The sequence below is a fragment of the Modestobacter sp. L9-4 genome, assembly GCF_019112525.1.
In the GTDB taxonomy this organism is placed as follows: Bacteria; Actinomycetota; Actinomycetes; order Mycobacteriales; family Geodermatophilaceae; genus Modestobacter.
This window is the reverse complement of sequence record NZ_CP077800.1, coordinates 262,622-284,077: the sequence shown is the minus strand read 5'-3', so window position 1 is coordinate 284,077 and position 21,456 is coordinate 262,622. Positions and strand designations below refer to the sequence as shown.

Here is a 21,456-nt window from a genome sequence, read left to right as displayed (position 1 = left end):
CCTCGACGGTGGTCTCACGAACTGCCTGCGCGTCCCGGGACGCGCAGGCTCAGGTCAGACGGTGGTCTGCGCCTCGCGGCGGGGGAGCACCCAGTCCGGCCGCACGAAGTGGCACGTGTAGCCGAAGGGGATCTTCTGCAGGTAGTCCTGGTGTTCGGGCTCGGCCTCCCAGAACGCGCCGGCCGGCTCGACCTCGGTGACGACCTTGCCCGGCCAGATGCCCGAGGCGTCGACGTCGGCGATGGTGTCGAGGGCGACGCGCTGCTGCTCCTCGCTCGTGAAGTAGATCGCCGAGCGGTAGCTGCGACCGAGGTCGTTGCCCTGGCGGTCCTTGGTCGACGGGTCGTGGATCTGGAAGAAGAACTCCAGGACCTCGCGGTAGGAGATCACGGCGGGGTCGAAGACGACCTCCACGGCCTCGGCGTGGTCGCCGTGGTTGCGGTAGGTCGCGTTGGGGGTGTCGCCGCCGGAGTAGCCGACGCGGGTGGTCAGCACCCCCGGGCGCTTGCGCAGCAGCTCCTGGGCACCCCAGAAGCAACCGCCGGCGAGGATCGCGGTCTCAGTGGTCACGTGTGCCTCCTTCTCGTCCAGCACGTCCAATGAACACGGTGACCGACGCCGTGCTTCCCACGGTCAGGCCGTGGGGGTGCCGCCGAGTGCGGTCTCCACGGCGGCCCGCACCGCTGCGTCGTCGAGGCCATCGGCGCGGGCGGCCGCGACGAGCCGGTTCGCCGCGGCCTGGAGCTGCAGCGTCGCGGCGTCGCCGGGCACGCCGGTGACCAGGGTGCCGGCCCGGCCCTGGCCCGCCACCAGCCCGTCGGTCTCCAGCTCGGTGTAGGCGCGGGCGACGGTGCCGGCGGCCACCCCCAGCTCGGTGGCCAGCGCCCGCACGCTCGGCAGCCGGTCGCCGTGCACCAGCGTCCCGCGGTGCACCAGCGCCGCCACCTGGGCCCGGATCTGCTCGTACGGCGGCGTCGTGCTGCCCGGGTCGATCCCGACGTCCAGCGCCCGTGGGCCCGTCATGCCGAGACGGGTGCCCGCGTGGCGCCGTCGGCGGTGGAGCCGGCGGCGATGGCGTGGACGACGGCCCCGGTGACCGTCTCGTGCTCCAGCAGCTGGCGGGTCAGGGCCTCCAGCGCCGGCCGGTGGCTGCGCAGCAGCTCGACGGCGGTGGTCTCCGCCTCGCGCACCAGCCGGGCGACCTCGGTGTCGATGACCCGCTGGGTCTCCTCGCTGTAGGCGCGGGACGTGACCTGCTCACCGCCCAGGTACTGCGGGGAGTCGCTGGAGTAGCCGACCGGGCCGAGCGCGGGGGACAGGCCGAACTCCCGCACCATCCGGGTGGCCAGGCCGGTCGCGCTGGCCAGGTCGTTGGAGGCGCCGGTCGAGCCCTCGCCGAACACGACCAGCTCGGCGCCCCGCCCGCCCAGGCGCACCGCCAGGCTGGCCAGCATCTGCTCCTCGGAGTACAGGTGCCGCTCCTCCTCGGGCATCTGCTCGGTCACCCCGAGCGCCATGCCGCTGGGCAGGATGGTCACCCGGTCGACGGGGTCGGCGGCGGGGGACAGCGCGGCGACCAGGGCGTGCCCGGACTCGTGGACGGCGACGTTGCGCTTCTCGGACTCGAGCAGGAAGTTGGCCCCCTGCCGCTGGCCCAGGATGATCCGGTCGCGGGCCTGGGAGAGATCGGCGGCGGTGAGCTGGGTGCGGTCGTCGCGCACGGCGACGATCGCCGCCTCGTTCATCAGGTTCGCCAGGTCGGCACCGGAGAAGCCCGGGGTGGCCCGCGCGGCGGTGTCGAGGTCGACGTCGGCGGCCAGGTGCTTGCCCGCGGCGTGCACGGCCAGGATCGCCCGGCGCTCGGGCTGGGTGGGCAGCGGCACGGTCACCTGCCGGTCGAACCGGCCCGGGCGCAGGAGTGCGGCGTCCAGCGTCTCGGGCCGGTTGGTCGCGGCCATCACCACGATGCCGGTGGCCGGGTCGAAGCCGTCCATCTCGGCCAGCAGCTGGTTGAGCGTCTGCTCGCGCTCGTCGTTGCTGGCCATGCCCGAGCCGCGGCGCTGGCCGATCGCGTCGATCTCGTCGATGAAGATGATCGCGGGCGCCCGCTTGCGGGCCTCGGCGAACAGGTCGCGCACCCGGGCAGCACCCACGCCGACGAACATCTCCACGAAGCCCGAGCCGGTCATGGAGAAGAACGGCACCTCGGCCTCCCCGGCCACCGCACGGGCCAGCAACGTCTTGCCGGTGCCGGGCGGGCCGGCCATCAGCACCCCGCGCGGGGCGACCGCACCGGCCGCGGCGTACTTCTCCGCGTGCCGCAGGAAGTCCACGACCTCGGTCACGTCGCGCTTGACGCCCTCGTAGCCGGCGACGTCGGCGAACGTGGTGTCCGGTCGGACGGCGTCGATGACCTTCGCCTTCGACCGGCCCACGCCCGGGATGCCACCCAGGCCGCCGGCCATGCCCTTGCGGGCGGCGCGGCCGATGTAGAGGAAGAAGCCGAGGAACAGCAGGAAGGGCAGCAGCGCCAGCAGCGTGCCCAGCCACGACCCGGTCGCCCCGGTCGCCTGGAAGTGCGGGACGACGGAGGGGTCGCGCACCTGGGACAGGAAGGTGTCGTCGACGCCCTGCAGCCCGGTCGGGTAGTGCGAGACGAAGTCCTCGCCGCCGTCGAAGGAGGACGCGTACGTGCCGGTGATCGTGCCGTCGGCGGTCAGCCGCAGGGTGTCGACCTGCTTGGCGGCCACCTGCTGGGCCAGGTCGCCGTAGTCGACCTGGGCCGGTCCGCGGCCCATGCCGGGCAGGAACAGCAGCACGAGCGTGATCAGCACACCGACCGGCACCAGCCAGCGGCGCCAGCCCGGCGGCGGCGGCGGGGCCGGCGCGGCGGGACGGTCCTTGGGGAGCCCGGAGCGGGCGTTGACGGTCACGCGTGCGTCCCGCGTCGGGGTCGCGCGGTGCGCGGGGCGGTGGAGCGTGGGGTCATCGTGGTCCTTCGGTCGCGGATCGTCGTCCGCGCCCCAGTATCTCCACGTCGCCTGGACGTCAGCTGTACGCCGGAGGTCGCCCTCGCGGGAGGCCCACGGACGTCGGGGCCGGGTGCGCGGGCCGGGTGCGTGGGAGCATGGCGGCGTGGCGCACCCCTCTGCCTCTGCGAGCGCGCTGCTGCGTCACGTGCGCACCGGCCGGGCCCGCAGCCGGGCGGAGCTGGTGGCCCTCACCGGCGCCTCGCGCAACACCGTCACCGCCCGGGTCGACCAGCTCATCGCGGCGAACCTGCTGGCCGAGGGCGGGCGCGGGGGCAGCACCGGCGGCCGCCCGCCGACGCTGCTGGAGTTCAACGGCGGGGCCGGCTGCGTGCTGGCCGTCGACCTGGGCGTCACCAGCGTCGACGTCGCGGTGACCGACCTGTCGGCGCAGGTGCTGGCCACCGTGGGCCACCCGATCGACATCGCCGACGGGCCGGAGGCGGTGCTGGCCGAGGTCGACCGGCTCGCCCAGCAGGTGCTCACCGAGGCCAGGCTCACCCCGGCCGACGTGTGCGCGGTGGGCATCGGCGTGCCCGGGCCGGTGGAGTTCTCCACCGGCCGCCCGGTGCACCCGCCGATCATGCCCGGCTGGCACGACTTCCCGATCCCCACCGCCTTCGCCCGCTACGACTGCCCGGTCTACGCCGACAACGACGTCAACGTCATGGCGCTGGGCGAGATGGGCATCGCCGGCTCCGACGAGGACGTGCTGGTCGTCAAGGTCGGCACCGGCATCGGCTGCGGGATCATCGTCGACGGCCAGGTCTACCGCGGGGCCCAGGGCAGTGCCGGCGACATCGGGCACATCTCGGTGCCGCCCCCGAACGGGCACCCGGTCGTCTGCCGCTGCGGCAACGAGAACTGCCTGGAGGCCATCGCCGGCGGCGGGGCGCTGCTGCGCGCGGCCGTCGCCGCCGGGCTGCCGGTGACCACCACCCGTGAGCTGCTGGAGCTGGCGCGGCACGGTGACGGCCCGACGCTGGAGCTGGTGCGCGACGCCGGCCGCACCATCGGCACGGTGCTGGCCGCGCTGGTCAACTTCTTCAACCCGCACCGGATCGTGATGACCGGTGGTGTCGCCCAGGCCGGTGCCCCGCTGCTGGCCGGCATCCGCGAGGCCGTCTACGGACGGTCGCTGCCGCTGGCGGCCCGGGCGCTGGAGATCACCGTGAGCGACGCCCCGGCGCTGTCCGGCCGGCTGGGTGCCGCGCTGATGGCCATCGAGGGCTACCTCGACGAGGACGCCGTGAGCTCCTCCCGCGCCGACGACCCGGGCCGGCGCACCGCCCGCTGACGCCGGCACCCACCGACGTCCTGCTCCGCCTGCCGCCCGCCGGGGCGACGGGCGGCCCCGTCGCGCCCGCATCACGATCCGGCAACGCTGCACGACGTCCTTGACCCGGATGTGAGCTGGGACATATGGTCCGCCCTGACGCACTTCTGTTCAACGATGAGCAAAAGTCAGGAGCTGGCCCAGTGGACCCGACAGCACCACTGCTGACGATGCACGGCATCGTCAAGCAGTTCCCGGGCGTCCGCGCCCTCGACGGCGTGGACCTCGACGTCCGCCCCGGTGAGGTGCACTGCCTGCTCGGCCAGAACGGCGCCGGCAAGTCGACGCTGATCAAGGTCCTGGCCGGCGCGCACCAGCCCGACCAGGGCCAGATCACCTGGGACGGCGCCCCGGTCACCCTCGGCGACCCCCAGGCGGCCATGTCGCTGGGCATCGCGACCATCTACCAGGAGCTGGACCTGGTCGCCGGGCTCACCGTCGCCGACAACGTCTTCCTCGGCCGCGAGCGCTCCCACCTGGGGATCACCCGCCCGGCCGAGGCCAACCGCGCCGCCGCCGCGCTGCTCACCCGGCTCGGGCACCCCGAGATCCGGCCCACCGACGAGGTCGGGTCGCTGTCGGCCGCGTCGCAGCAGATGGTCAGCATGGCCCGCGCGCTGTCCCAGGACGCCCGGCTGATCGTCATGGACGAGCCCTCCGCGGTCCTGGACAGCGAGGAGGTCGACCACCTCTTCGCCGTCATCCGCGACCTCACCGCCAGCGGCGTCGCCGTCGTCTACATCTCCCACCGGCTGGAGGAGATCCGTGAGGTCGGTGACCGGATCACCGTGCTCAAGGACGGCCGCACCGTCGCCACCGGGCTGCCGGCGGCCGGCACCTCCACCCGCGAGGTGATCACGCTGATGACCGGCCGCTCGATCGAGTACGTCTTCCCGCCCCGCCGCGAGCTGCCCGACCCGACGGTCGCCCCGCTGCTGGAGGTCGAGCACCTCGGGCTGGCCGGCAGCTTCGACGGGGTGTCCTTCACCGTCCGGCCCGGGGAGGTCCTCGGCCTGGCCGGGCTCGTCGGCTCGGGCCGCTCGGAGATCCTGGAGACCGTCTACGGCGCCCGCCGCGCGACCGCCGGCACCGTCCAGGTGGGCGGTCGCCGGCTGCGGCCCGGTGACGTGGCGGCCGCCGTCGGCGCCGGGATGGGACTGGCGCCGGAGGAGCGCAAGAGCCAGGGGCTCCTGCTCGGCGAGCCGATCTACCGCAACATCACGCTCTCCTCGCTGCGGCGCTTCGCCCGCGGCGGCTTCCTCTCCGGTGGGGCGGAGAAGCAGGCGGCGCGGGACCAGGCCGAGTCCCTGGACCTGCGCCCGGTCGACGTCGAGCGCGAGGTGCGCGTGCTGTCCGGGGGCAACCAGCAGAAGGTCGTGCTCGCCCGCTGGCTGCTGCGCGACTGCCGGGTGCTGCTGCTGGACGAGCCGACCCGGGGCGTCGACGTGGGCGCCCGGTCGGAGATCTACGCGCTCATCCGGGCGCTCGCCGACCGAGGGGTCGCCGTCGTCATGGTCTCCAGCGAGATCCCCGAGGTGCTGGGGCTGGCCGACCACGTGCTGGTGGTGGCCGACGGCGCGGTCGTGGCCAGCGCCCCGGCCGACGCGCTCGACGAGCACCGGGTGCTCGACCTCGTGATGCAAGGAGCAGGGCAGCACAGGACGGAGCCCACGGCGGGCGCCGCACGAGAAGGGGACGCGGCATGAGCGGAACGACGACGACCAAGGCCCCGGCCGGGGCGACCGCGGGCGGGACGGCGGCCCGCCCGGGCTCCGGCGGCGGTGCCGGCCACCGGCTGATGGCCGGCTCGGTCGGGCGCAACATGGGGCTGGTCATCGCCCTGGTCCTGCTGTGCATCGCCGGCATCGTGACCGCCGGCGACCGGTTCGCCGACATCGACAACGTGCTGACGATCCTCCGGCTGGCCTCGGTCATCGGGGTCGTCAGCATCGGGATGACCTTCGTGATCATCGGCGGCGGCATCGACCTCTCCGTCGGCGCGCTGGTGGCGCTGTCCTCGGTGTGGGCGAGCACTCTGGCCACCCAGCAGATGGCCGCCGACACCCACTGGATCGTGATGGTGGGCAGCGCGCTGCTGGTGGGCACCATCGCCGGGCTGGTCAACGGCGTCGTGATCGCCTACGGCAAGCTCGCCGCCTTCATCGCGACCCTGGCCATGCTCGCCGCGGCCCGCGGCCTGGCCGAGATCATCTCCGACCGGCGCACCCAGATCGTCCAGGACCAGAGCTTCATCCGGTTCTTCTCCGGCGACGTGCTCGGGGTGCCCACGCTGGTGATCGTCTTCGCGCTGGTCGCCGTCGCCGGGTGGGTGCTGCTCAACCGCACCACCTTCGGCCGGCGCACGTTCGCCGTCGGGGGCAACGCCGAGGCCGCGCGGCTGGCCGGCATCCGCGTGCAGCGGCACACGGTGCTCCTGTACGCGCTCTCCGGCTTCTGCTGCGGCATCGCCGCGGTGCTGATCATGGCCCGCACCACGACCGGCAGCGCCACGCACGGCAACCTCTACGAGCTGGACGCCATCGCCGCGGTCGTCATCGGCGGCACGCTGCTCATCGGTGGCCGCGGCACCATCGTCGGCACCGTGCTCGGCGTCATCATCTTCACCACGCTGGGCAACGTCTTCACGCTCAACAACCTGTCCAGCTCGGCCCAGGCCGTGGCCCGCGGCGTGATCATCGTGGCCGCCGTCCTGCTGCAGCAGCGGCTGGCGACGGGCGGGTTCCGGCTGCGTCCGCCGCGGTCGACGACGCCGGCCGGTGGTGCGGCCGCCCCCGGTGGCCCGGCCGGCGCGGTGTCCGGCGGGTCGGGGACCGCAGGCGGCCCGGCCGGTGACCGCCCCGGCGGCCCCGTCGCCACCCCCTGATCCGGTCCGCGCCCGCCCGGGCGCGGACCCGCACGACCCCCCGCCGGCCGTCGCCGGGCCGGGTGGAGCACCCGTCCGTCCCCCGCCGGCACCTGGACTGCCCAGGTCGGCTCGATCCGAGGAGAGAACGATGTCTGCAACGCGGCAGCGCCCGTTCCGGCGCCTGTTGACCACCACCGTCTGCCTGGCCGGCGCGACCGCGCTCGTGACCGGGTGCACCAGCAACACCCCCGACGCCCCGGCCGCGGCCAGCGGCGCGGCCGCCGGTGGCGCGGTCAGCGCCAACGACGACGCCGGCGACAAGGTGACCATCGGCTTCTCCGCCCCGGCGGCCGACCACGGCTGGATGTCCGGCATCACCAACGCCGCCCGGGCGGCGGCGGAGAAGTACCCCGACGTCGACCTGCAGGTCGCCGAGGGCACCAACGACGTCAGCACGCAGATCAGCCAGGTCGAGACGTTCATCAACGACAAGGTCGACGCGATCGTGCTGCTGCCCTTCGACGGTGCGGCGCTCACCCCGGTCGCGCTGAAGGCGATGGAGGCCGGCATCCCGGTCATCAACGTCGACCGCGAGTTCGACAGCCCCTTCGCCGCCCGCGCCACCGTGCTGGGCGACAACTACGGCATGGGCGTCTCGGCCGGCACCTACGTGTGCTCCCAGCTGGGCGGCAAGCCCGACTCGGTGGTCGCCGAGATCGCCGGCATCGACTCGCTGCCGCTGACCCAGGACCGCAGCAAGGGCTTCGCCGACGCGCTGGCCGACTGCGGGCTGAAGGTCAACAACCGCGTCGCCGCGGAGTTCACCGTGGAGTCCGGTGAGGAGGCGGCCTCGAACCTGCTGCAGGCCGCCCCGAAGATCGACGCCATCTGGAACCACGACGACGACCAGGGCGTCGGCGTCCTGGCCGCGATCAACAACGCCGGCCGCAACGAGTTCTTCATGGTCGGCGGCGCCGGCTCGGCCAACGCCATGCGCAGCATCAAGGCCGGGGACTCGGTGCTGAAGGCCACGGTCATCTACCCCTCGACCCAGGCCGCCGACGGTGTGCGGCTGGCCCGTCTCCTGGGCCAGGGCAAGTCGCTGTCTGACCTGTCCGAGGTCGAGATCCCGAAGCAGATCGTGCTCAACGCCCCGGTCGTCACCGCGGACAACGTCGACCAGTACCTCGGCTCGGCCTTCGAGTCCTGATCGGCCGGCCGGGCACCGCGGGGGGCATCCCGCGGTGCCCGGCCCCTCTCCCTGGAGCCACCTGATGACCTCAGCTTCCCGGCCGCCGCTGCGCGTCGGCATGATCGGCTACGCCTTCATGGGCGTGGCCCACTCCCAGGCGTGGCGCACCGCGCCCCGCTTCTTCGACCTCCCGCTGCGGCCCGAGCTCACCGTCCTGGGCGGCCGGGACGCCGCCGGTGTCGCCTCGGCCGCCGACCGGCTGGGCTGGGCCGACACCGAGACCGACTGGCGCCGGGTCGTGGAGCGCGACGACGTCGACCTGGTCGACATCTGCACCCCCGGCGACAGCCACGCCGAGATCGCCATCGCCGCCCTGCGGGCCGGCAAGCACGTGCTGTGCGAGAAGCCGCTGGCCAACTCCGTCGCCGAGGCCGAGGCGATGACCGCGGCCGCCACGGAGGCCGCGGCGTCCGGGGTGCTGGCCATGGTCGGGTTCACCTACCGGCGGGTGCCGGCGATCGCCCTGGCCCGCCGGCTCGTCGCCGAGGGCCGGATCGGGACGGTGCGGCACGTGCGCGCGCAGTACCTGCAGGACTGGATCGCCGACCCCGCCGCCCCGATGTCGTGGCGGCTGGAGAAGGAGCGGGCCGGCTCCGGCGCGCTCGGCGACATCGGCGCGCACATCGTCGACCTCACCCAGTTCATCACCGGCGAGGCGCTCACCGGCGTCAGCGCCGTCCTGGAGACCTTCGTCCGCAAGCGGCCGCTGCCGGCCAGCACTGGCGCGCTAGGGGGCGTCGGTGGCGAGGGCATGGGCGAGGTCACCGTCGACGACGCCGCGGTCTTCCTCGGACGCTTCTCCGGCGGTGCGCTGGCGACCTTCGAGGCCACGCGGTTCGCCCTGGGCCGCAAGAACGCGATCCGGATCGAGGTCAACGGCTCGGCCGGCAGCCTGGCGTTCGACTTCGAGGACATGAACGTCCTGCACTTCTTCGACGGCGCCGAGCCGGCGGAGACCGCGGGCTTCCGCCGGATCGTGGTCACCGAGCCCGAGCACCCCTACGTCGCCGCGTGGTGGCCCGCCGGGCACGGGCTGGGCTACGAGCACGGCTTCACCCACCAGGTCGTGGACCTGGTGACCGCACTCGCGGCCGGGGAGCAGCCGACGCCGTCGTTCGCCGACGGCCTGGACGTGCAGCGCGTGCTGGACGCCGTCGAGCGCAGCGCCGCCGACCGCTCCACCTGGACCGCCATCACGAGGGAGAACTGATGCCACGCCCCGTCACCCTGTTCACCGGCCAGTGGGCCGACCTGCCCTTCGAGGAGGTGTGCCGGCTCGCCTCGGGCTGGGGCTACGACGGCCTGGAGATCGCCTGCTGGGGCGACCACCTCGACGTCGTCCGCGCCGCCGAGGACGACGCCTACGCCAAGGGCCGGCTCGACCTGCTCGAGCAGCACGGCCTGCAGGTGTTCGCCATCTCCAACCACCTCAACGGCCAGGCGGTCTGCGACGACCCGATCGACGAGCGGCACCGCGGCATGGTGCACCCCCGGGTGTGGGGCGACGGCGACCCCGAGGGCGTGCGGCAGCGCGCGGCGGAGGAGATGAAGGCGACCGCGCGGGCGGCGCGGGCACTCGGCGTCGACGTCGTCGTCGGCTTCACCGGGTCGGCGATCTGGAAGACGGTGGCGATGTTCCCGCCGGTCCCGGACTCGATGATCGAGGCCGGCTACGCCGACTTCGCCGACCGCTGGAACCCCGTCCTGGACGTGTTCGACGAGGTGGGCGTGAAGTTCGCCCATGAGGTGCACCCCAGCGAGATCGCCTACGACTACTGGACGACGGTGCGCACGCTGGAGGCCATCGGGCACCGGGAGGCGTTCGGGCTCAACTGGGACCCGTCGCACTTCGTCTGGCAGGACCTGGACCCGGTCGGGTTCCTCTGGGACTTCAGGGACCGGATCTACCACGTCGACTGCAAGGACGCGAAGCGCCAGGTCGGCAACGGGCGCAACGGCCGGATGGGCTCGCACCTGCCCTGGGCCGACCCGCGGCGCGGCTGGGACTTCGTCTCCACCGGCCACGGCGACGTCCCGTGGGAGGCGTGCTTCCGGATGCTGAACACCATCGGCTACGCCGGGCCGATCTCGGTGGAGTGGGAGGACGCCGGGATGGACCGGCTGGTCGGGGCGCCCGAGGCGCTGGAGTTCGTGCGCCGGCTGGCCTTCGACCCGCCGTCGGCGTCCTTCGACTCGGCGTTCGCCAGCGGCAACTAGCCGGGGAGCAGGCCGGCCCGGGCCTTGGCGGTCAGCGCGGTACGGACAGCGTCGTCCACCGTGGCCGCGAAGCCCGGGTCGGCCGCGTCCTCGGCCAGCACGGCGTCGATCATCTGCTGCGCCGGGTCGGTCCGGTTGACCAGCACCAGCGTGCCGCCGGCGGCCAGGAACCGCACCGCCCGCTGCCCGGGGGAGACGTCCTGCACGGCCTCGGCGGTGGCCAGGTCGTCGGAGATGACGACGCCGTCGAAGCCGAGCTGCTCCCGGAGCAGGCCGGTGACCACGGCTCGGGAGAACGCCGCGGGAGCCGAGCCGTCGAGCCGGGTGTAGACCGCGGTCGACATCATCACGAACGGCTGCTCGGCGGCGCCGGCGAGCTCGCCGAACAGCCGCACCTGCGGGTCGTCGGCGGTGGTCACGTCGTCCACGACCCGCGCGGTGGTGTCGGTGTTGGCGGTGACCCGGCCCAGGCCCGGGAAGTGCTTGAGCGTGCCGGTCACCCCGTGCGCGTCCAGCCCGCGCAGCACCGGCCCGACCGCCGCCCGCACCTGCTCGGCGGTGCTGCCGTACTGCCGGTCGAAGTGCCCGATCGGGGCGTTGCCCTCCTCGGTCCCGGCCGGCACGACGTCGGCGACCGGCGCCAGGTCCAGGTCGACCCCGGCGGAGGCCAGCGAGGACCCGAGGCCGTCGGCCAGGTCGGCCAGCGCCGCGGGGGCGAGCCGCCCCTGCTCCGCCGCCGGCGGCAGCGCCGGGAACCCCGGGCCGGACAGGGTCTGCACCTGGCCGCCCTCCTGGTCGGCGGCCACCCACGGCCGCGGGCCGGACGTGACCGCCGCCCAGCTCCCGGTCGCCTCGGCCAGCGCCGCGGCGCCGGCCGAGCTGCGGCCGCGGAGGAAGACCCCACCCACCCCGGTGTCCCGCACCAGCGCCTCGGCCTGGTCCGGGTCGTCAGCCGGGACACCGACGACGAACAGCTGGGCCACCTGCGCGCGGCGGTCCAGCCCGGCGACCGCCTGCGCCACCGGGTCCACCGGCGTGGTGGTGGCGGTCCGGGACGGTGCCGGGGTGGGCGTGGACGACGGTGCAGGACCGGGTGCGGCGCTGGTCGGGCCGGGCGCAGGCTGCGCGACCGGGGCGGAGCCGCAGCCCGCCAGCAGCGCCGCCGTCAGCACGACCAGCGGGAGCAGACGGCGGGCCACGGCGTCACTGTGCCCGACCGGGGGTCAGGCAAGCAGCTGCGGCACCACGCGGTCGGCGCGGTAGCGGTCGAACAGCCGCAGGAACGCGTCCGAGGTGCGCACGTAGCCGGTGAACCCGGCCAGCCGGCTCTTGGACATGTCGGCCAGCACCTCGATGTCGCGGCCCAGGTCGGAGTCGGTGTGCCACCAGGACGCGACCCGCGACAGGTCCGGCTCGACCAGGCCGTGCTCGGCCACGACCTGCGCCCACACCGGCTCGGCGCCGGCCATCTGCTGCTCCAGCGGCTGCGGCGTCTGCGTGGGGCCCTCGGGCTCGACGCCCAGCGCGGCGGCCAGTCGGGGCCACATCGTGCGCCACCGGAAGACGTCGCCGTTGACCACGTTGAACGCCTCGTCGGCACCGGCCGGGCTGGTGGCGGCCCAGACCATGTGGTCGGCGAGCAGCCCGGCGTCGGTCATGTCGACCAGGCCGTTCCACTGGGTCTGGGAGCCGGGGAAGACGAACGGCCGCCCGTCCGCCCGGCAGATGGCGGCCTGGGCGGCCAGGGTCAGCCCCATGTTCATCGCGTTGCCCACCGCGTGCCCGATCACGGTGTGCGAGCGGTGCACCGACCAGGTGAACCCACCGGCCGCGGCCGCCTCGAAGAGCGCGTCCTCCTGGTCGTAGTAGAAGTTCGGCACCGGCAGCCGCTCGGCGTCCTCGGTGAACGGGGTGTCGGGCATCTCGCCCTGCGCGTAGGCCTCGAAGGGGCCGAGGTAGTGCTTGAGCCCGGTGACCAGCGCGACGTGCCGCACGCTGCGGCCGGGGGCCAGCGCGGCCAGCAGGTCGGCGACCATCGCCCGGTTGACGACGATGTTCTCGGCCTCGGTGGCCTGCCGCGACCAGGCGGCGAAGAACACGTGGGTGGGCCGCAGGTCGCCCAGTGCCGCGGTCAGCGACTCCGGCGAGCGGAGGTCGGCCGACACGTGCTGCGCAGGCGAGCCGGGCACGGGGGAGCGGGACAGGCCCGAGACCTGCCAACCGCCGGCGGTCAGCCGGTCGACCAGCGCGGTGCCGGTGATGCCGCTGGCACCGACGACGAGCGCGTGCGCGTCGGGGGAGGGCGGGGGGACGGCGGTGGATGTGCTCACCCGAGGGGCAGCACACCCCCGCCGGCCGGTGTTCCCGTCAGCCGATCGTCTCCAGCTGCGGGTCGGTGGTCACCTGGGGCGTGCGGCGCAGCGCCAGCCAGGCCCGGAAGCCGACGACGCAGAAGGCGCCATAGACGACGTAGAGCAGCGCCGAGGGGTAGTAGCCGGCGCGCAGCAGCAGCGGGACGCCGACGACGTCGACGGCCACCCAGACCAGCCAGAACTCCACGTACCCACGGGCCATGCCGTAGGTGGCGAGCATGCTGCCGACGAAGATCCAGGCGTCGGCGAGCGGGCCGAAGCTGCCCAGCTGGCGCAGCACCAGCCAGGCCACCGCGATGCCGACGGCGGTGGCCGCCAGCAGCGTGAGCCGCTCCCGGCCGGTGGCCCAGCGCGGCTGAACGGCGGGGGCGTCGGAGCCCGCGGCGCGGTTGGCGTGCCACCGCCACCAGCCGTAGGCGCTCACCAGGAAGAACAGCACCTGGCGGCCGGCCTGGCCGTACAGGTCGGTGTCCTGCGGGGTGGCGAACACGCCGCCGAGGAAGACGGTGAACAGCAGCACGTTGGCCACCATGCCGACCGGCCAGGCCGCCGTCCGCCGGCCCATGCCGAGCACGGCGCTGGCCAGCCCGATGACGTTGCCGATGATCTCCCGCCACAGGATGTCGGCACCCAGGACGTGCACGTGTGCGTCGAGCAGCCAGCCCATCGTCAGTTCCTCCGCGGTCCTCGGCACGGCCGTGCCGGGACGGGGGCGCCGGTCGCGCCGCCCGTCCGGCCCGGTCAGCGCACGGAGGGCCGACGATCTTCCCGAGGGGGACTCAGGTCGCGTGACCGTCCTCGACGTCGGCGTCCAGGTCGGCCTCCGCGTCGGCCTCGGGGTCGTCGACCGCGTCGGGGTCGCGGTCGCTCAGCGGGGAACCGCCGAGCTCGGGGTCGTCCTCGTACGGGCGCGTCTCGGGGTCGGTCATGCCCCGCTCCCTGCCCGCGCCGGGCGCCGTCCACGCACGACCCGGGCAGCTAGCCGGCCCGGTACCGCCAGGCCCAGCCGTCGGGGGTGCGGGTGTACTGCACCCGCCGGCTGGGCGCCTCGGGGTGCGCGGCCCAGAAGGTGAGCTCCAGCGGCTGCACCCGGTAGCCGACCCACGAGTCGGCCTGGCCGGGCACCTGCTGGCCCGCCCACGCTTCCAGCCGCCGGGTGAGGTCGAGTGCGGCCAGGTCGTCGGTGTTGGCCCAGGCGAGTCGGCGCAGGTACTCCGACCGCGCGGCCCACGCCGCCGCCGACCGCTCCGGGGAGTCGGCGACGACGTCCCCGCGCACCACCAGCTGCCGGGTCCAGTCCGGCCACAGCACCGTCAGCGTGGCCCGCGGCGCCGCGGCCAGCTCGGCGACCTTGCGGCTGGACGCCGAGGTGTGGAACGCGAACCCGGTCTCGTCGAACGCTGACAGCAGCACGGTGCGGGCATCGGGGTAGCCGTCGGTGCCCAGCGTCGACAGGGTGACCCGCGGCCGGTCGGGGTCGGCGTCGTCGGGCAGCCAGCCGCGGGCCAGGTCGAGGGGGTCGGTGGGCGGACCGGCGTCGTCGTGCACGCCCCAGCCGGGGGCGGTCACCTGATGGCGCCCTTGGTGGGCCCGTCGTAGTCGGCGTTGAGCTTGCCGGGGTTGAGCAGGCCCTGCGGGTCGGTGGTCGCGGCGGTCTCCAGGGTGCGGCCGAGCTGGAAGTCGACGTTCCACTGGTGCGGGTTGTGCACGCCCACCCCGATGGCGTTGAGCGCGGCGATGCCGGCGTAGACCTGCTCGGGGCTGCGGTAGACCCCGGCGAGCATCCCGATCGGCACGGTGTGCCCGGCCTCGATGTGCAGCAGCCCGCCCTCGTAGACCGCGTGCACCTCGTCGATCCGCTCGACCAGCGCGTCGCCGCCGACCTCGACGTGGAAGTAGACGCCCGGGGCGCTCTTCTGCAGCCACTCGATGGGGTGGTTGTAGCTGAGCACGCTCAGCGCGAGCGGCACCTGGGCGCCCTCGCGGACGTCCTCCACCCGGCCGCCGGCGCCCTCGACCAGCGCCCGGACGGCGTCGACGGTGGCCGCGTCGGCGATCACCCGCAGGCTTGCCCGGCCCTCGGGCAGGGCCGGGTCCTCGGGCAGCGTGGCGGTGACCTCCGGGGTGTCGGCGGAGACCAGCCGGGGGAGCGGGGTCAGCCGGCCGATCTCGCGCAGCACCGACAGCGCACCGGTGAAGTCGGGGAAGCTCGCGTAGACCCCGCGCCAGTCCTGCAGGGGCTCCAGGCGCACCGTGGCCCGGGCGATGACCCCGGCGGTGCCGTAGTTGTGCACGAACCGCATGGCCTCCTCGCCCTCCACGTGCACCAGCTCCGGCGACCCGGTGGCGTGCACGACGTCCAGGGCGAGCACGAAGCCGGCGTCGTTGCTGCCGTGCGCGATCGTCCCGGTGCCGCCCGAGCCGCCGGAGAGGAAGCCGCCGATCGAGGACTGCGCGGTCGAGGGGTACATCCACAGCTGCTGGCCGGTCGCCCCGGCGGCGCGCTCCAGGGCCACCATCGGCGCCCCGGCCTCGGCGGTGACGAAGCCGTCGCCCACCTCAACGACGGCTCGCGCGCGGGACATGTCCAGCACCAGCCCGCCGGCCATCGGGATCGCCTGGCCGTAGTTGCCGGTGCCCTTGCCGCGCGGGGTGACCGGCACCCCGTGCCGGACGGCGGCCGCGACGACCTCGCCGATCTGCTCGGCGGTGGTCGGGTACGCGACCAGGTCGGCCAGCCCCAGGGGCAGCTGCTCGCTGATGATCGGGCTCATCCAGGCCCCGTCGACCGAGGCCCGCTCCCGGGCGCGCAGGTCCACCGAGACGTTGCGCTCACCCAGCAGGACGGCGAGCTCGGCGGCCAGTTCGGCGACGGCGGCGGCACTGGGCGGGGACACGGTGAGGGTCACGATGCGTTGGTAACCGCGGTCGGTTACGTCCGTGTGACCTCTCCGCGTCACTCGTTCGCAGCGCCGATCGGGAGTACAGGATCGGCCGGGTGAGCTTCTTCTCCGACGTCGAACGCGACCTCGTCGTCGCCGCCCGGACCCCGCTGGCCGACGGCGTGATCGCCCTGGACCTGGTCTCCCACAACGGCCGCGACCTGCCCGCCTGGACCCCCGGCGCACACGTCGACGTGCTGCTGGCGCCCGGGCTCGAGCGGCAGTACTCGCTGTGCGGCGACCTGCACGACCGCTCCCGCTGGCGGGTCGCCGTCCTGCGCGAGGACGGCGGCCGCGGCGGCTCGGTGCAGCTGCACGACTCCGTCGAGGTGGGCCAGCGGCTGCGGGTGCGCGGCCCGCGCAACCACTTCGCCTTCGCGGTCACCCCGGGCACCCGGTACGCCTTCCTCGCCGGCGGCATCGGCATGACCGCGCTGCGGGCCATGGTCGCCACCGCCGAGGAGTCGGGTGCGGACTGGACGCTGGACTACGCCGGCCGCTCCCGCGCCACCATGGCCTTCGTCGCCGAGCTGACCGCCGCCCACCCCGACCGGGTCACCGTGCACGCCGCCGACGAGGGCGGCCGGCTCGACGTCCGGTCCTTGCTCGCGCAGCCGCGCAGCGACACCGCCGTCTACGTCTGCGGCCCGACCCGGCTCATCGACGCCGTCGAGGAGACCCTGGCCGACTGGCCGCCCGCGGCGCTGCACGCCGAGCGGTTCGAGGCGCGCGAGTTCGGCGAGCCGGTGTGGGCGGACCCGTTCGAGGTGGAGCTGGCGCTGTCCGGGACGACGGTGACGGTCGAGCCGGGGCAGTCGGTGCTGGACGCGGTGGCCGCCGAGGGCGTCGTCGTCCTGTCCTCCTGCCGGGTGGGCACCTGCGGCACCTGCGAGACACCGGTGCTGGAGGGCCCGGTCGAGCACCGCGACTCGGTGCTCACCCCGGCGGAGCAGGCCGAGGACCTGGTCATGATGATCTGCGTCTCCCGCGCCGCCGGCCCGCGCCTGGTGCTCGACCTGTGAGCCTCCTGCTGCAGGGGGCGACCGACCTCGACGGCGCCCGGGTCGACGTCCGCATCACCGGGGGAGTCGTGGCAGCGGTCGCCGCGGTGCTCGCGCCGCAGCCGGACGACGAGGTGGTCGACCTCGCCGGGCACTGGCTGCTGCCCGCGCCCGCGGAGCCGCACGCGCACCTGGACAAGGCGCTCACCAGCCACCGGGTGCCCAACACCACCGGTGACCTGGCCGGGGCGATCACCGCGATCCGGGCCATCGCCGCCGACTTCACCCACGACGACCTGGTCGAGCGGGCCACCCGCGCCGTGTACGAGTACCTGGCCAACGGCACCACCGCGATCCGCACCCACGCCGACGTCGGCGCGCACGCCGGCACCCGGCACCTGCGCGCGCTGGTGCAGGTCCGCGACGCCCTCGCCGGCCTGGTCGACGTCCAGGTGGTCGCCCTGCTGTCGGCCCCGTGGACCGACCTGGAGGCGGCCACCACACCGCGGCTGCTGGCCGAGGCGATCGACGCCGGCGCGGACGTCGTCGGTGGGGTGCCGCACCTGTGGGGCGACCGGGACGCCGGGCTGGCCACCTCCTTCGACGCCGCGGCCGCCGCCGGCCTGCCGCTGGACCTGCACACCGACGAGACGCTGGACCCCACCGCGCACGGGCTGCGCGACCTCGCCCGCCGGGTGACCGCCACCGGCTTCGACCTCGGGGTGGCCGCCGGGCACTGCGTGAGCCTGGGCGTGCACCCGCTGGAGGTGGCCCGCTCGACCGCCGCGGAGGTGGCCCGGGCCGGCATCGGGGTCATCGCCCTGCCGCAGACCAACCTGTTCCTGCAGGGCCGGGACGCACGTGTCGCCCCGCCGCGCGGGCTGACCGCGGTGCGCACCCTGCTCGACGCCGGGGCCACCGTGGGCGGCGGCGGGGACAACCTGCGCGACCCCTTCAACCCGATGGGCCGGGCCGACGCCTGCGAGGCCGCCTCCCTGCTGGTCACCGCCGGGCACCTGTCGACCCGGGAGGCCTGGCACGCCGTCAGCGCCGGCGCCCGCGCGTGCATGGGGCTGCCCGTTCCGGCGGTCGCCGTGGGCGCGGTCGCGGAGTTCCTGGCGCTGGAGGCGGAGAGCCTGGACGCCGCGGTGGCCGGTGCCGCGACCGCCCGCGTCGTGGTCTCCCGCGGCCGGGTCGTCGCGCGCAGCTCGGTCACCCGGGCGGTGCTCACGGGCGCGTGACCCACTCGTGATGCCCCGTGCACGGCGTTCACCGACGGCACACGCAACGGAAACAGAAGACACCCAGGGTGGCACCTGACCGCAACCGATCCCACCCCTCGGAGCTGCCCGTGAGCGCACCCGCGCCCAGCGTCCCCGCGGCCGGCACCGGCACCCGCGTCCTGCACTTCCGGGACGTCGCCAAGGCCTTCCCCGACGGCACCGTCGCCCTCGAGGGCGTCGACCTCGACGTCCACCGCGGTGAGTTCGTCACCGTGGTCGGCCCCTCGGGCTGCGGCAAGAGCACGCTGCTGCGGATCGCGTCGGGGCTGTCGCCGGCGACCTCGGGCACCGCCCAGATGGACGCCGCGCGGATCGGCTACGTCTTCCAGGACGCCACCCTGCTGCCCTGGCGCTCGGTGTTGAAGAACGTGCAACTGCTCGCCGAGCTGCACGGGATGAGCAAGACGGCCACCAACCAGGCCTCGCGCGACGCGATCGAGCTGGTCGGGCTGGCCGGGCACGAGAAGAAGCTGCCGCGGGCGCTGTCCGGCGGCATGCGGATGCGCGCCTCGCTGGCCCGCTCGCTCACCCTCGACCCCGACCTCTTCCTCTTCGACGAGCCCTTCGGCGCACTCGACGAGATCACCCGCGAGCGCCTCAACGACGAGCTCATCCGGCTCTTCCACGCCAAGGGCTTCGGGGCGCTGTTCATCACCCACTCGGTCAGCGAGGCCGTCTACCTGTCCACCAAGGTGCTCGTGATGAGCGGGCGCCCCGGTCACGTCGTCGACACCTTCGAGGTGCCCTTCGGCGCCGACCGGACGCCGGAGCTGCGCTTCACCCCGGAGTTCGCGGCGCTGTCCGGCCAGGTCTCCCACGCCCTCCGGGCGGGCCACTCGTGAGCGCCCCGGCCCGCACCCGCACCCAGGAGGACGCCGTGACGACGACCGTGCAGGACGCCCCGCCGACCGACAGCACCCCGGCCGCCGGCACCGGCGGGACCGCGCCGCTGGTGCGCCGCCGGCGCGGCAGCCGGCTCGCCCGGTGGGCCGCACCGCTGGCGGTCCTGGTCGCGCTGCTCGGCCTCTGGTACGCCATCACCTACCTGGTGCTGGCGCCCAAGAAGCGCTTCCTGATGCCGCCTCCGCAGGACGTCGTCACCCAGGCCCTGCTCGACGGGCCCACCATGCAACGGATCGGCGAGGCGCTGGCCCAGACGGTGAAGGTGACCTTCACCGGGCTGGTGATCGCCATCGTCATCGGCATGGTGTGGGCGGTGCTGATGAGCCAGGCCAAGGTCGCCGAGCGCTCGCTGTTCCCCTATGCGGTCGCGCTGCAGTGCATCCCGATCCTGGCCCTGGTGCCCCTGATCGGCTTCTGGTTCGGCTTCGGGTTCCCGGCCCGGGTCATCGTCTGCGTGCTCATCGCGCTGTTCCCGATCGTGTCCAACACGCTGTTCGGGCTGCAGTCGGTCGACCGGGGCATGCACGAGCTGTTCGACCTGCACGGTGCGAGTCGTCTGACCCGGCTGGTGAAGCTGCAGCTGCCCGCCGCGATGCCGGCGATCTTCGCCGGCTTCCGGATCTCCGCCGGGCTCTCGGTGGTCGGCGCGATCGTCGGTGACGTCTTCTTCAAGCAGGGCACCGCCGGGCTCGGCATCGTGCTGGACAACTTCCGGTCCCGGCTCCAGGGCCCGCAGCTGTTCGCCGCCATCCTGGTCGCCGCCGCCCTCGGGTTCGCCGTCTTCGCCCTCTTCGGCTGGCTCGGGAAGCTCGCCGTCGGCCGCTGGTACGACCAGAGCCGCGACCCGGCCTGAACCGGGGCCTCCTCGCCGGCTCGCGGCGCTCCGTACCGGGAGCCCGCACCCCGACCCGCACCAGCCGACTGCCCGCAGGGCAGCCCGGCCGGTGCCGCACACCCCGGCGCCCCGAGCTCGCGGCGCCGTCCCACCCACCAAGGAGACCGAGTGCGCAGGATCCGCACCACGATCGGCCTCGCGGCCGTGAGCCTGTCCGTCCTCAGCCTGGCCGCCTGCGGGGGCAGCGACGACTCCGCCGCAGCCGCCGTCGCAGCTCCCACGGCAGCCGCGGGCGGCACCGACCTGGCGGCGGCCGGGTGTCCGGCCACGGTCGTCATCCAGACCGACTGGAACCCCGAGGCCGAGCACGGCGGCGTCTACCAGCTGCTCGGGCCGGACCCGACGATCGACGCCGGGTCGAAGTCGGTGAAGGGCAACCTGGTCGACTCCGACGGCAACAGCACCGGGGTGCAGGTGGAGGTCCGCTCGGGTGGGCCGGCCATCGGGTTCCAGGCGGTGAGCGCGCAGATGTACACCGACGAGGACATCACCCTGGGCTACGTCGACACCGACGAGGCGATCCAGCTCTCGGCCACCCAGCCCACCGTGGGCGTGCTCGCGCAGCTGGACAAGTCGCCGCAGATGATCATGTGGGACCCGGCATCGCACCCGGACGTGAAGACCATCGCCGACCTCGGCAAGACCGACACGATCGTCCGGTACTTCGAGGGCTCGGCCTACATGGACTACCTGGTCGGGGCCGGCCTGCTCAAGGAGAGCCAGCTCGACGGCGGGTACGACGGCACCCCGGCGGCGTTCGTCGCCTCCGGTGGCGAGGACTCCCAGCAGGGGTACGCCAGCGCCGAGCCCTACATCTACGAGAACGAGGTCGACGCCTGGAAGAAGCCGGTCGACTACCAGCTGGTCTACGACGCCGGCTTCCAGCCCTACGCCTCGCCGCTGTCGGTGCGCGCGGACGCCCTCGAGGGGCTGTCGGGCTGCCTGAAGGCGCTCGTGCCGATCATGCAGCAGGCCGACCTGGACTACGTGGCCGACCCGGCGGCGGTGAACAAGCTGATCGTGGACCTGGTGGAGCAGTTCAACACCGGCTGGCAGTACTCCGAGGGCGTCGCCGACTACTCGGTGAAGACGATGAAGGACCTGGGGCTGGTCGGCAACGGACCCGACGGCACGCACGGCTCCTTCGACACCGACCGGCTGAAGACGCTCATCGAGCAGACGACGCCGATCTTCACCGACCAGGGCACCGCGCCCAAGGACGGCCTGACGCCCGAGGACATCGCGACCAACGAGTTCCTCGACAAGTCCATCGCCCTGAAGTAGTCACGATCGCTGCGCCGGCGACCCGATGCGGGTCGCCGGCGCAGTGCTGTCCGGGTCGCGTCGAGCCGCCGTGCCC

At 74.1% G+C, this 21,456-nt stretch carries 20 protein-coding genes; 11 read left to right on the top strand and 9 right to left on the bottom strand.

The window, feature by feature from the left end:
* Positions 1-54: 54 nt before the first annotated feature.
* From msrA to ftsH, 3 genes are all read right to left on the bottom strand, one after another.
* Complete coding sequence (msrA, locus tag KUM42_RS01310; protein WP_237494520.1) at positions 55-570, bottom strand: peptide-methionine (S)-S-oxide reductase MsrA; 516 nt, start codon at positions 568-570, stop codon at positions 55-57.
* A 63-nt stretch (positions 571-633) separates the two neighbouring features.
* A complete protein-coding gene (locus tag KUM42_RS20085) occupies positions 634-1,023 on the bottom strand; it encodes a GntR family transcriptional regulator (RefSeq protein WP_255557527.1) in 390 nt (129 codons plus the stop codon).
* The gene (gene ftsH, locus KUM42_RS01300; RefSeq protein WP_237494519.1) at positions 1,020-2,933 is read right to left on the bottom strand and encodes an ATP-dependent zinc metalloprotease FtsH; all 1,914 of its coding nucleotides are present in this window, start codon (positions 2,931-2,933) and stop codon (positions 1,020-1,022) included. Before ftsH ends, KUM42_RS20085 begins: the two co-directional genes overlap by 4 nt.
* Before the next feature lie 202 nt (positions 2,934-3,135).
* On the opposite strand from ftsH, the gene KUM42_RS01295 reads away from it, so the two are divergent.
* The 6 genes from KUM42_RS01295 (at position 3,136) to KUM42_RS01270 (ending at position 10,700) form a co-directional block, all read left to right on the top strand.
* Positions 3,136-4,326 carry an ROK family protein gene (locus KUM42_RS01295; RefSeq protein WP_237494518.1) on the top strand — a complete coding sequence of 397 codons (1,191 nt, stop codon included), beginning with the start codon at positions 3,136-3,138 and terminating at the stop codon, positions 4,324-4,326.
* Positions 4,327-4,508: 182 nt separating this feature from the next.
* Positions 4,509-6,071 (top strand): sugar ABC transporter ATP-binding protein, encoded by a 1,563-nt coding sequence (locus KUM42_RS01290; protein WP_237494517.1) that lies wholly within the window; start codon positions 4,509-4,511, stop codon positions 6,069-6,071.
* Positions 6,068-7,249 (top strand): ABC transporter permease, encoded by a 1,182-nt coding sequence (locus KUM42_RS01285; protein WP_237494516.1) that lies wholly within the window; start codon positions 6,068-6,070, stop codon positions 7,247-7,249. The genes KUM42_RS01290 and KUM42_RS01285 overlap by 4 nt, the downstream gene beginning before the upstream one ends.
* 130 nt (positions 7,250-7,379) lie before the next feature.
* A complete protein-coding gene (locus tag KUM42_RS01280; protein ID WP_237494515.1) occupies positions 7,380-8,441 on the top strand; it encodes a substrate-binding domain-containing protein in 1,062 nt (353 codons plus the stop codon).
* Between the two features lie 64 nt (positions 8,442-8,505).
* Positions 8,506-9,693: a Gfo/Idh/MocA family protein gene (locus KUM42_RS01275; RefSeq protein ID WP_237494514.1), complete on the top strand. Its 1,188-nt coding sequence runs from the start codon at positions 8,506-8,508 to the stop codon at positions 9,691-9,693.
* Entirely contained in the window at positions 9,693-10,700 is a 1,008-nt protein-coding gene (locus KUM42_RS01270) for a sugar phosphate isomerase/epimerase (RefSeq protein ID WP_237494513.1), read from the top strand. The genes KUM42_RS01275 and KUM42_RS01270 overlap by 1 nt, the downstream gene beginning before the upstream one ends.
* Here KUM42_RS01270 and KUM42_RS01265 read toward each other — a convergent pair.
* From KUM42_RS01265 to KUM42_RS01240, 6 genes are all read right to left on the bottom strand, one after another.
* Positions 10,697-11,899 carry a glycoside hydrolase family 3 N-terminal domain-containing protein gene (locus KUM42_RS01265; RefSeq protein WP_237494512.1) on the bottom strand — a complete coding sequence of 401 codons (1,203 nt, stop codon included), beginning with the start codon at positions 11,897-11,899 and terminating at the stop codon, positions 10,697-10,699. The genes KUM42_RS01270 and KUM42_RS01265 overlap by 4 nt on opposite strands.
* A gap of 24 nt (positions 11,900-11,923) precedes the next feature.
* A complete protein-coding gene (locus KUM42_RS01260; RefSeq protein ID WP_237494511.1) occupies positions 11,924-13,030 on the bottom strand; it encodes an SDR family oxidoreductase in 1,107 nt (368 codons plus the stop codon).
* 37 nt (positions 13,031-13,067) lie between these two features.
* Positions 13,068-13,739: a nicotinamide riboside transporter PnuC gene (pnuC, locus tag KUM42_RS01255; protein ID WP_237494510.1), complete on the bottom strand. Its 672-nt coding sequence runs from the start codon at positions 13,737-13,739 to the stop codon at positions 13,068-13,070.
* A 112-nt stretch (positions 13,740-13,851) separates the two neighbouring features.
* Entirely contained in the window at positions 13,852-14,001 is a 150-nt protein-coding gene (locus KUM42_RS01250) for a hypothetical protein (RefSeq protein WP_237494509.1), read from the bottom strand.
* Positions 14,002-14,050: 49 nt separating this feature from the next.
* Complete coding sequence (locus KUM42_RS01245; RefSeq protein ID WP_237494508.1) at positions 14,051-14,641, bottom strand: pyridoxamine 5'-phosphate oxidase family protein; 591 nt, start codon at positions 14,639-14,641, stop codon at positions 14,051-14,053.
* A complete protein-coding gene (locus tag KUM42_RS01240) occupies positions 14,638-15,981 on the bottom strand; it encodes an FAD-binding oxidoreductase (protein WP_237494507.1) in 1,344 nt (447 codons plus the stop codon). The genes KUM42_RS01245 and KUM42_RS01240 overlap by 4 nt, the downstream gene beginning before the upstream one ends.
* An 89-nt stretch (positions 15,982-16,070) precedes the next feature.
* Between KUM42_RS01240 and KUM42_RS01235 the strand changes: the two genes are divergently transcribed.
* From KUM42_RS01235 to KUM42_RS01215, 5 genes are all read left to right on the top strand, one after another.
* Complete coding sequence (locus tag KUM42_RS01235) at positions 16,071-17,036, top strand: PDR/VanB family oxidoreductase (RefSeq protein ID WP_237494506.1); 966 nt, start codon at positions 16,071-16,073, stop codon at positions 17,034-17,036.
* Positions 17,033-18,256, top strand: a complete 1,224-nt coding sequence (locus KUM42_RS01230; RefSeq protein WP_237494505.1) for an amidohydrolase family protein — start codon at positions 17,033-17,035, stop codon at positions 18,254-18,256. Before KUM42_RS01235 ends, KUM42_RS01230 begins: the two co-directional genes overlap by 4 nt.
* Positions 18,257-18,366: 110 nt before the next feature.
* Complete coding sequence (locus KUM42_RS01225) at positions 18,367-19,140, top strand: ABC transporter ATP-binding protein (protein ID WP_237494504.1); 774 nt, start codon at positions 18,367-18,369, stop codon at positions 19,138-19,140.
* 35 nt (positions 19,141-19,175) lie between these two features.
* Positions 19,176-20,054, top strand: coding sequence for an ABC transporter permease (locus KUM42_RS01220; protein WP_237494503.1), 879 nt, complete (start codon positions 19,176-19,178; stop codon positions 20,052-20,054).
* Between the two features lie 150 nt (positions 20,055-20,204).
* Complete coding sequence (locus KUM42_RS01215) at positions 20,205-21,380, top strand: ABC transporter substrate-binding protein (RefSeq protein WP_237494502.1); 1,176 nt, start codon at positions 20,205-20,207, stop codon at positions 21,378-21,380.
* Positions 21,381-21,456: the final 76 nt, after the last annotated feature.